Source organism: Floccifex sp. (assembly GCF_051873555.1).
GTDB lineage: Bacteria > Bacillota_I > Bacilli_A > Erysipelotrichales > Erysipelotrichaceae > Floccifex.
Genome location: NZ_JBJEEY010000113.1, coordinates 1 through 7,741, shown reverse-complemented (window position 1 = coordinate 7,741; position 7,741 = coordinate 1). Strand labels below are relative to the sequence as shown.

General features: G+C 30.6%; 10 protein-coding genes and 1 riboswitch. Of the genes, 6 read left to right on the top strand and 4 right to left on the bottom strand.

Going from position 1 to position 7,741, the window contains the following annotated elements; translation table 11 throughout:
- A partial coding sequence (locus ACI32A_RS06445) for a hypothetical protein (RefSeq protein ID WP_439754215.1) occupies positions 1-256 on the bottom strand: 256 nt, incomplete at its 3' end.
- Between the two features lie 159 nt (positions 257-415).
- Here ACI32A_RS06445 and ACI32A_RS06440 point away from each other — a divergent pair.
- The 4 genes from ACI32A_RS06440 to ACI32A_RS06425 all read left to right on the top strand — a co-directional run bounded on the left by ACI32A_RS06440 (position 416) and on the right by ACI32A_RS06425 (position 3,706).
- Entirely contained in the window at positions 416-784 is a 369-nt protein-coding gene (locus ACI32A_RS06440) for a BlaI/MecI/CopY family transcriptional regulator (RefSeq protein WP_439754214.1), read from the top strand.
- Positions 785-827: 43 nt separating this feature from the next.
- On the top strand, positions 828-1,910 hold the full coding sequence (locus ACI32A_RS06435) for a M56 family metallopeptidase (RefSeq protein ID WP_439754213.1): 1,083 nt from the start codon (positions 828-830) through the stop codon (positions 1,908-1,910).
- 1 nt (position 1,911) lies between these two features.
- Positions 1,912-2,094 carry a hypothetical protein gene (locus ACI32A_RS06430; RefSeq protein ID WP_439754212.1) on the top strand — a complete coding sequence of 61 codons (183 nt, stop codon included), beginning with the start codon at positions 1,912-1,914 and terminating at the stop codon, positions 2,092-2,094.
- A 570-nt stretch (positions 2,095-2,664) separates the two neighbouring features.
- Positions 2,665-2,747: riboswitch (NiCo riboswitch) on the top strand.
- Positions 2,748-2,824: 77 nt separating this feature from the next.
- Positions 2,825-3,706 (top strand): cation diffusion facilitator family transporter, encoded by an 882-nt coding sequence (locus ACI32A_RS06425; protein WP_439754211.1) that lies wholly within the window; start codon positions 2,825-2,827, stop codon positions 3,704-3,706.
- A gap of 31 nt (positions 3,707-3,737) precedes the next feature.
- Here ACI32A_RS06425 and ACI32A_RS06420 read toward each other — a convergent pair whose 3' ends face one another.
- From ACI32A_RS06420 to ACI32A_RS06410, 3 genes are read right to left on the bottom strand one after another with little or no spacing between them, the layout of a single operon-like run.
- On the bottom strand, positions 3,738-4,157 hold the full coding sequence (locus ACI32A_RS06420; protein WP_439754210.1) for a PPC domain-containing DNA-binding protein: 420 nt from the start codon (positions 4,155-4,157) through the stop codon (positions 3,738-3,740).
- Position 4,158: 1 nt separating this feature from the next.
- Positions 4,159-5,127, bottom strand: coding sequence for a Gfo/Idh/MocA family protein (locus ACI32A_RS06415; protein WP_439754209.1), 969 nt, complete (start codon positions 5,125-5,127; stop codon positions 4,159-4,161).
- Positions 5,124-5,843, bottom strand: coding sequence for a FadR/GntR family transcriptional regulator (locus ACI32A_RS06410; protein WP_439754208.1), 720 nt, complete (start codon positions 5,841-5,843; stop codon positions 5,124-5,126). The genes ACI32A_RS06415 and ACI32A_RS06410 overlap by 4 nt, the downstream gene beginning before the upstream one ends.
- A 98-nt stretch (positions 5,844-5,941) precedes the next feature.
- Here ACI32A_RS06410 and ACI32A_RS06405 point away from each other — a divergent pair, with 98 nt between their 5' ends.
- Both ACI32A_RS06405 and ACI32A_RS06400 read left to right on the top strand, forming a co-directional pair.
- The gene (locus ACI32A_RS06405) at positions 5,942-6,667 is read left to right on the top strand and encodes a nitroreductase family protein (RefSeq protein WP_439754207.1); all 726 of its coding nucleotides are present in this window, start codon (positions 5,942-5,944) and stop codon (positions 6,665-6,667) included.
- 78 nt (positions 6,668-6,745) lie between these two features.
- Positions 6,746-7,318: a helix-turn-helix domain-containing protein gene (locus ACI32A_RS06400; RefSeq protein WP_439754206.1), complete on the top strand. Its 573-nt coding sequence runs from the start codon at positions 6,746-6,748 to the stop codon at positions 7,316-7,318.
- Positions 7,319-7,741 lie beyond the last annotated feature (423 nt).

Below are 7,741 nucleotides of genomic sequence, written 5' to 3'. Positions count from 1 at the left end.
TAATGGTTCTAGGAACATTTGTAGCACGCATTCCAGACCATGCACCATCATATACAACTTCTACACTGGCAACTTCTGTTGAAAGACTTCCTAATTGATTGCCGTTTTCATCAATAACATATGATTCATTCATTTTATCTGATAAAGTATCAATAACTACTGCATCTCCGATAGTCGTATTTTCTGTTGCCATGATAGGTGTAGCAGAAAAAAATATAAATAGAGAAGTAAATGAACACAATAACTTTTTAATCATTTTTTAATGATATAACCTCCTTATTTATGGATAACGTTATCTTTAATTATATTTTAATTGATACAGTAAAAAATTACAATATCAATATTATTAAATTATTAATATTGTAATTTTATAATATATTAGTTACAATTTATAAAAAGAAGGAATAACTTTATTATGAAAATAAAACTTCTCACAAAACGACAGAATGAAGTGATGTCTGTACTTTGGAGTTCTGATTTACCATTATCAGCCAATCAAATTTGTAATAAAAATGATTCACTAAATATGAACACGGTTCAACAAGTGTTAAAAACCTTGCTTAAAATGCAGTTTATTAAGATTGAAGATATCGGCTACTCTAATACTGTACTTACACGACTTTATTCACCTGTGGTTAAACAAGCTGATTATCTTCAATTTTTATTAGGAAACAACAACACTTTCGATCTTACTTCTTCTTTGATTGATCACAATAAAAACTTAGACGAATTAAAACAATTACAAATTTTGATTGAAAAAAAATGTAAGGAATTAGAGGAATAAACACATGCTTTTTTCAGTTTCATCATTTTTAATTACTTTAGTTATGAGTACTGCTTTAATTTTATTGTTTGAATTATTCATTACACAAAAAAAATTAATTCGATTTTTAAGAATGGATATCATGATTCTTTTGGCAATAGTAATTATTCTTCGCTTATTTTTGCCATTTGAATATGCATTTACAATTACTATTCCTTTCCCGTGGGTAATGAATTATGTACGAGATTTTTTAAAATTTGAAATCTATGCATCTTTTACAGTCTTAAATTTATTATGTTTAATCTGGTGTATTGGAATAATTGTTCAATTCATTCGGTATATACAGAATATTAAAAAATGTAATCTAATATTTTGCATTTTAAAGAGTAGAAGTATACATAAATGTGTTGGTGATTATATTGAAACCTCTCCCAAATACAATTATTCTGTCTGGTTTACAGATGAAATTGATTCTCCTATGGTTATTGGTTTAAAAAAAGTTATTTTTCTGCCAATAATGGAATTTAAGGATTCTGAAATCCAAGATATTATAAAACATGAGACGCAACATATTAAAAATCATGATAACTGGATAAAACAAGTTGTTAATCTTATAAAGATTATTTATTGGTGGTTTCCACCGGTATATTGGTTTTCAAAAAAAATTCAGCTTGCTTTGGAAATGAGGGTTGACCAACAGGTTACAAAGAATTATTCTAAGACACAACTGGTTTGTTATACAAATGTGCTGATTATACTAAAAAAATTTATGATTGAAAATAGTCATACTATAGCTAATACTTTGCCGGTCTCTTCTAGTTTTTTTATTGGGGATGATGAGAATGTTTTATCTTATCGTATTAATTATTTACTAAATTCAAATTACAGAAAAAATACAAATTGGTTACTACTATTTTTGATTTTATTACTACCTTTTACTACGAATAGTATTGTATTTGAGGCTTATACTCCTCCTCCAATTGACAACTATACGACAAAACCAGCTGATTCCGTAAAAGAAAGTTTCATTTTAAAACATGCAGATGGAACATATAGTCTTTTTATTGAAGGAAAGTTTGAAAAAATTGATGACATTAATGATGAATTATATTCGAATTTACCTATTATTAATGAAACGGAGGATTAAAATGAAAAAATTAATTGTTATATGTATGAGTTGCTGTGCACTCATTTCGACATTTACTATCACTGCTTTTGCTCAGTCTAACATTGAAAATAATTCTCAACTTAAAACGAATACAATAGAGACAAGGGCGGATATTTTAGAATGGGTATATAAAACTATTAACGGGAAACAATATAAAAGATAATGGAATGCAACTCAAGCTCGTTGGGTTACCGACTGGATTCCGGTGTAGTGATACACAATACGGAAAAGAACTATAACTTGTAGATTTTAACCATAAAAAATTGCATTTATACTAGAGAAAAAATAAAGATCGAGAAAAAAGAATACATTGATGGATTTTTGCTATAAATGTGTAATTATCAATTGGTTTGTTAGATAAAATAAGAAGCACCTTACCTGTGTTTCTTATTTTATATATTCTTAACCAGATTATCTTCTATACTGAAAGTGTTTGATTTCGCAAAAACGAAAAATATTAAATTTGCGAAATATAAAAATTTTTTAATCACAAGACTTTTCTATAACTGTATAAAAAATTTAATAATCAAAAAGAGATAGCAAATGATACTATCTCTTTATTTGAATATTTAAAACTAGATGAAATCAAAGTTGACCTTCAAAAATCATGAGGTTGTTTTTTTGTCTTCCTTATATGAAGATGTGGGATTCATATACCACTTTTTCTTGTTTGAGTTGACATTTCTTTTTCTGTATGTAAAAATTTATTTACTCTTTGCACTGCATTTTATCTACAGTACGAACTGAACAGACCGTGCATATCGTCATGGGGTCGGGTCACACAGTGACAGTGGTTATTCAATCCACGGGACAGTCAAACTGAACGTGGGTTTTTATTTTGTTTACTCACATGTCAGCTGCTGGAGTAACCAGATTGAAAGGACGGTAAACGTATGGAAAATGAATTTCAGAAAACAGCAAACAAAGTATCTTTTGTATCGATTATTGCCAATGTTGTATTGTCAGTGATCAAACTTCTTGCAGGTTTTATTGCACATTCCAATGCGATGATTTCTGATGCAATACATTCGGCATCGGATGTGTTTAGTACCGTTGTTGTGATTATTGGAGTGCACCTTGCTTCAAGAAAACCCGATAAAGAACATCCATATGGGCATGAAAGAATGGAATGTGTTGCGGCTATTGTATTAGCAACTATTCTGTTTCTAACAGGGTGTGCCATTGGTGTACAAGCTTTACAGACAATTTTATCAGGAGACTATAGCCAAATTCAGATACCGGGGATGCTTGCCATGATTGCTGCAATTGTGTCAATTGCTGTAAAAGAAGCCATGTACTGGTATACAAGACATTATGCCTTAAAAATTGATTCCAGTGCTTTGATGGCAGATGCCTGGCATCATCGCTCCGATGCTTTTTCATCGATTGGAGCTTTAATTGGTATTGCTGGTGCACGTATGGGCTATCCTGTTATGGACAGTATTGCCAGTCTTGTTATCTTTTTCTTTATTGTTAAGGCGGCCTGGGATATTTTCAAAGACGCGATTGATAAAATGGTGGATCATGCTTGTGATGAACAAACAGAAACACAGATTAAAGAATGTGTAATGAAGCATGATGAAGTCAAAGGGATTGATTTGCTTCAAACGAGATTGTTTGGAAATAGAATCTATGTGGATATTGAAATTTGTGTAGATGGTTCCTATACATTGAAAGAAGCCCATGAAATTGCAGAACAAGTTCATGATAGTGTAGAAACACAGTTTTCAAGGGTTAAGCATATTATGGTACATGTTAATCCAGAAAATAGATAAGGGTAATGTATATGCATTACCCTGTATTTTTTTAAAACTTATAAACATTTAATCCAACTTCTTCATCAAAAACTCGATCCACTTTTCCATTTATGATTTGAATAACCATTTCACAAGTTGCCGATACAATGGCTTTATTTAGATGACCTCCAAAGACTTGTCCTTGATCGTTTCCTGCACTTAAATGAAGATGACAATAGTATTTGTCGTTCATGGTATTAATGGTTCCAGTTAAAGATACAATTTCATAGTTTCCTTGAAAAGAATTGGCATAATATTTCTTTTCATCGACTTTAAATACACCAACTGTAAAATCATTGATAGCACCTAAAGCTTGAATAGAAGCTAGTTTAATATTTTCTTTTATCGCAATTTCTTTGACTTGTTCTAATATTTCTTCGTTTTTATCAATACGAGCAATAATTGTATTTTCAAATCGTTTATATTCCATTTTATTGTTCCTCCGGATAGGTAAAATTCCATGATTTTCTTAAATCTGTCATAATTTTCATAACATCATAACTATATTCTAACAACATATTTGTATTTTCTGTTACAATTGCATCTTCCATGTCATTGACTTCATATTGTAAAGCACAAGAAGTTTGTCCACAATCAATGACTTCTTTATGTCCATCTTCTGTATATGTAATAGTAGCTTGTTGCCCACGAGGGAATTCATATATTTCAATGTATCCTTTATCATAAGCAATCATAGCGCGTTTTGGTTGTTTGGCATGAAGCGTTAAAGCAATGGTTGCCATTTCACCATCTGGATTTGTTAATAAAATACCCACTTGTTCATCCACTCCACTTGGTGCCATTTTCACTTGCGATGTAACTTGATCTGGACAAGATGACATGAAATATCGTGTTAAAGACAGAGCATAAACACCAATATCTAAAAGGGCACCGCCAGCGAGTTTTGGATTGAAGAAGCGGTTATTCATATTGTATTCTTTATAACTTCCAAAATTAACTTGAATCATTTTTAAGTCACCTAAAGTAGAAGAAATATCTTTTAATTTTTTATAAATTGGCATATGGAAAATCGTCATGGCTTCAGCCAATAATACATTGTTTTCTTTTGCCAATTGAATTGCTTCTTCTAATTCTTCTGTATTTAATGTAATCGATTTTTCACATAATACGTGTTTTTTGGCTTTTAATGCTTTGCGTAAATATTGAATATGTGTATTGTGTGGTGTAGAAATATAAATAATATCCACATTTTCATCTTCAAATACATCATCAATTGAATCATAGACTTTTTCAATATTGTATGTATTCGCAAATTCAATGGCTTTGTCATGTGTACGATTAGCTACGCTATATAAATTTCTTCCCTGTGCTTGTAAAGCTTGTGCTAATTGATTGGCGATTACGCCGCATCCTAAAGTGGCCCAGTTTAATGTTTTCATTGTTGTTTCCTCCTGATTGATTCCATGTTTAAGGCATTCTTTACTTGTAAAATGTGTTCTTGCATCAAGACATACGCTTGATTTTCATCTTGATTTTCAATGGCTTTGACAATTTTTCTATGCATTTCCTTTGATTTTTTGAAATGATCAAAGTCATTGGTATTTTCTTTAGAAAAATAATCTTCTTCTTGTGTGACATGTCGAATGGCTTCGATAATTTGAAGAAGAAATTGATTGTGAGAACTAGCTGCAATGCCTAAGTGCACTTTTCCATCAAATTCCATCATTTCTTCTTCTGTGATTTTTCCTTGATCATATAAAGACAATGCTTGTTCATGATCCAAAAGAGCTTCATTTAAACACAAAATATCTTGTTCATTTCGATTGATGGCAGCTAATTTAGCGGCATCGGCTTCAAATAAAATACGAGCTTCAAAGACTTCATCGACCATAGCACGGTTAAATAATCCATATTTTTTAATAATATTGGAAAAAATATGGGAATCATTTTGACCAACATAGGTACCACTTCCTTGACGAACTTCTAATATGCCCAGTGTTGATAAAGTACAAATGGCTTCTCGTAAAGGAACACGAGAAATTCCTAAATCAACAGAGAGTTGTCGCTCGTTCTGGATTTTGTCACCGGGTTTTAAATGGCCGTTTTTGATTTCCTGTAAGAAATAATCCAGGGCAATGTCTCTTGCACTTTTCATGTTTCCTCCTAATTGGTATAACCACATTGGTTATACCAATTATAGCGTATTTATCTTTTGTGTCAATGGGTTTATTATATTTTTTAGAGGTGATAAAAATGAATGAAGTCATTCAGCAATTATTTAAAAGAAAAAGTGTTCGTATTTTTACAGAACAAGAAATTGAAGAAGACATTGTACAAGAAATATTAATGAGTGCTTCTCAGGCACCAAGTGCAGGCAATCAACAACTATATACAATTCTTAGAATTACAGATCATTCTTTGTTGCATCAATTAAGTGAATCCTGTGATCATCAGCCGTTTATTGAACAAGGAAAACTTGTATTGATTTTTTGTGCAGATTGTAAAAAATGGTACGATGCGTTTACATATGCCAATTGTAAGCCTAGAAAACCAGGGACAGGAGATTTATTACTGGCTATAGATGATGCGTGTATTGCTGCACAAAATGCCGTGGTAGCTGCTCAATCTTATGATATTGGTTCTTGTTATATTGGAGATATTATGGAAAATATAGAAATTCAAAGAGAATTATTGCATTTACCAGACTATGTATTTCCGGCTTGTATGCTGGTTTTTGGATATCCAGCTGTATCTCAAATTAATCGAAAAAAACCAAAGAGAGTGGATTTGAAATATTTAGTCCATGAAAATATGTATCAAGAACTAAAGGAAGAAGATTTATACAATATGTTGAAAAAGAATTGTAAAGAAGAAAACTATGATGCCTGGATTCAGGCTTTTTGTAAAAGAAAATATAACAGTGAATTTTCAATGGAAATGACACGATCTGTCAATGAATATTTGAAACAATTTAAATAAATACGTCATTTTCTCGCTTTATGTCGTGTTATGAATCGATTTTTCATGATATTTTGATAGCGAAAAGAGGTACCGGATATGGATCAAAAAAGAATTGGAAGTTTTTTAAAAAAACTTCGAAAAGAAAAGCACTTAACACAAGAACAATTGGCTGAAAAACTAAATGTATCCAATCGAACGATTTCTCGATGGGAAACGGGAAATAATATGCCGGATATAAGTATATTAGTGGAGATTTCTGAATTCTATGAGGTATCGATTTTAGAAATAATCAATGGAGAAAGGAAAAGTGAGAAAATGGAAGAAGTAAAAGAAACAGTCGAAGGCATGGCAATTTATGCGACTTTAGAAAAAGAAACGATGATTAAAAATATTCGTAATATAAGTTTTATTGGAACCATTGCGATTGTGGTTTCAATCATACTAGAGTACATTCCCATTAAATCATCTAACTTAATATGTTTTATTTCTTTATATTGTACAGCTTTGATACCTGTTACTGTTTTCATGATTTTTTTACATGCGAGTGGTTTATTATATAAATTGAAGCATAGAGACATTGTTGTGAATTTACCAATGCCAGTGAAATATAGTATTGCACTCATTATTGCGTTTACTTTAAGTATAGGAATTCAATTTATTTTTAGATAGGATGTTTGTATGAAAAAAGAAGAAGAAACGAAAAATACGAGTGAAGAAATAAATGAAGAGGAAGTCGAAGAAATCATATCGACTATGATGATTACTGGTATTTTATAATAGAAGGGTGCATTAAGCACCCTGTTTTAAAGTTTTGATTGTTTTATTATTCGAAGTATTTATACGCCTTCTTATCTAATACAATTGATTTTGCTTCTAAGATTCATAAATATAATCAATTCAATACATTTCACTTGTTGAATATTTTATTTTTCCATATTCTTTATTTATTTCTTCAATTGTCATGCTTTCATTTGTTTTTTTAAATCAAAAAGTTGTCAATATTAAAAAAAGTCCCTTAAAAAAGTTGTTGATTATGTAAAAACTTCCTTGAAAAAGTATATAAACTATTTATAATCATAAATAGGAGTGAAT

What these genes read in the sequence shown, in the direction of transcription:
- ACI32A_RS06410 (WP_439754208.1), bottom strand. Translation starts at nt 5,843, where the DNA reads ATGAAAAGTGCAAGAGACATTGCCCTGGATTATTTCTTACAGGAAATC.
- ACI32A_RS06435 (WP_439754213.1), top strand. Translation starts at nt 828, where the DNA reads ATGAGTACTGCTTTAATTTTATTGTTTGAATTATTCATTACACAAAAA.
- ACI32A_RS06400 (WP_439754206.1), top strand. Translation starts at nt 6,746, where the DNA reads ATGGATCAAAAAAGAATTGGAAGTTTTTTAAAAAAACTTCGAAAAGAA.
- ACI32A_RS06425 (WP_439754211.1), top strand. Translation starts at nt 2,825, where the DNA reads ATGGAAAATGAATTTCAGAAAACAGCAAACAAAGTATCTTTTGTATCG.
- ACI32A_RS06430 (WP_439754212.1), top strand. Translation starts at nt 1,912, where the DNA reads ATGAAAAAATTAATTGTTATATGTATGAGTTGCTGTGCACTCATTTCG.
- ACI32A_RS06405 (WP_439754207.1), top strand. Translation starts at nt 5,942, where the DNA reads ATGAATGAAGTCATTCAGCAATTATTTAAAAGAAAAAGTGTTCGTATT.
- ACI32A_RS06415 (WP_439754209.1), bottom strand. Translation starts at nt 5,127, where the DNA reads ATGAAAACATTAAACTGGGCCACTTTAGGATGCGGCGTAATCGCCAAT.
- ACI32A_RS06420 (WP_439754210.1), bottom strand. Translation starts at nt 4,157, where the DNA reads ATGGAATATAAACGATTTGAAAATACAATTATTGCTCGTATTGATAAA.
- ACI32A_RS06440 (WP_439754214.1), top strand. Translation starts at nt 416, where the DNA reads ATGAAAATAAAACTTCTCACAAAACGACAGAATGAAGTGATGTCTGTA.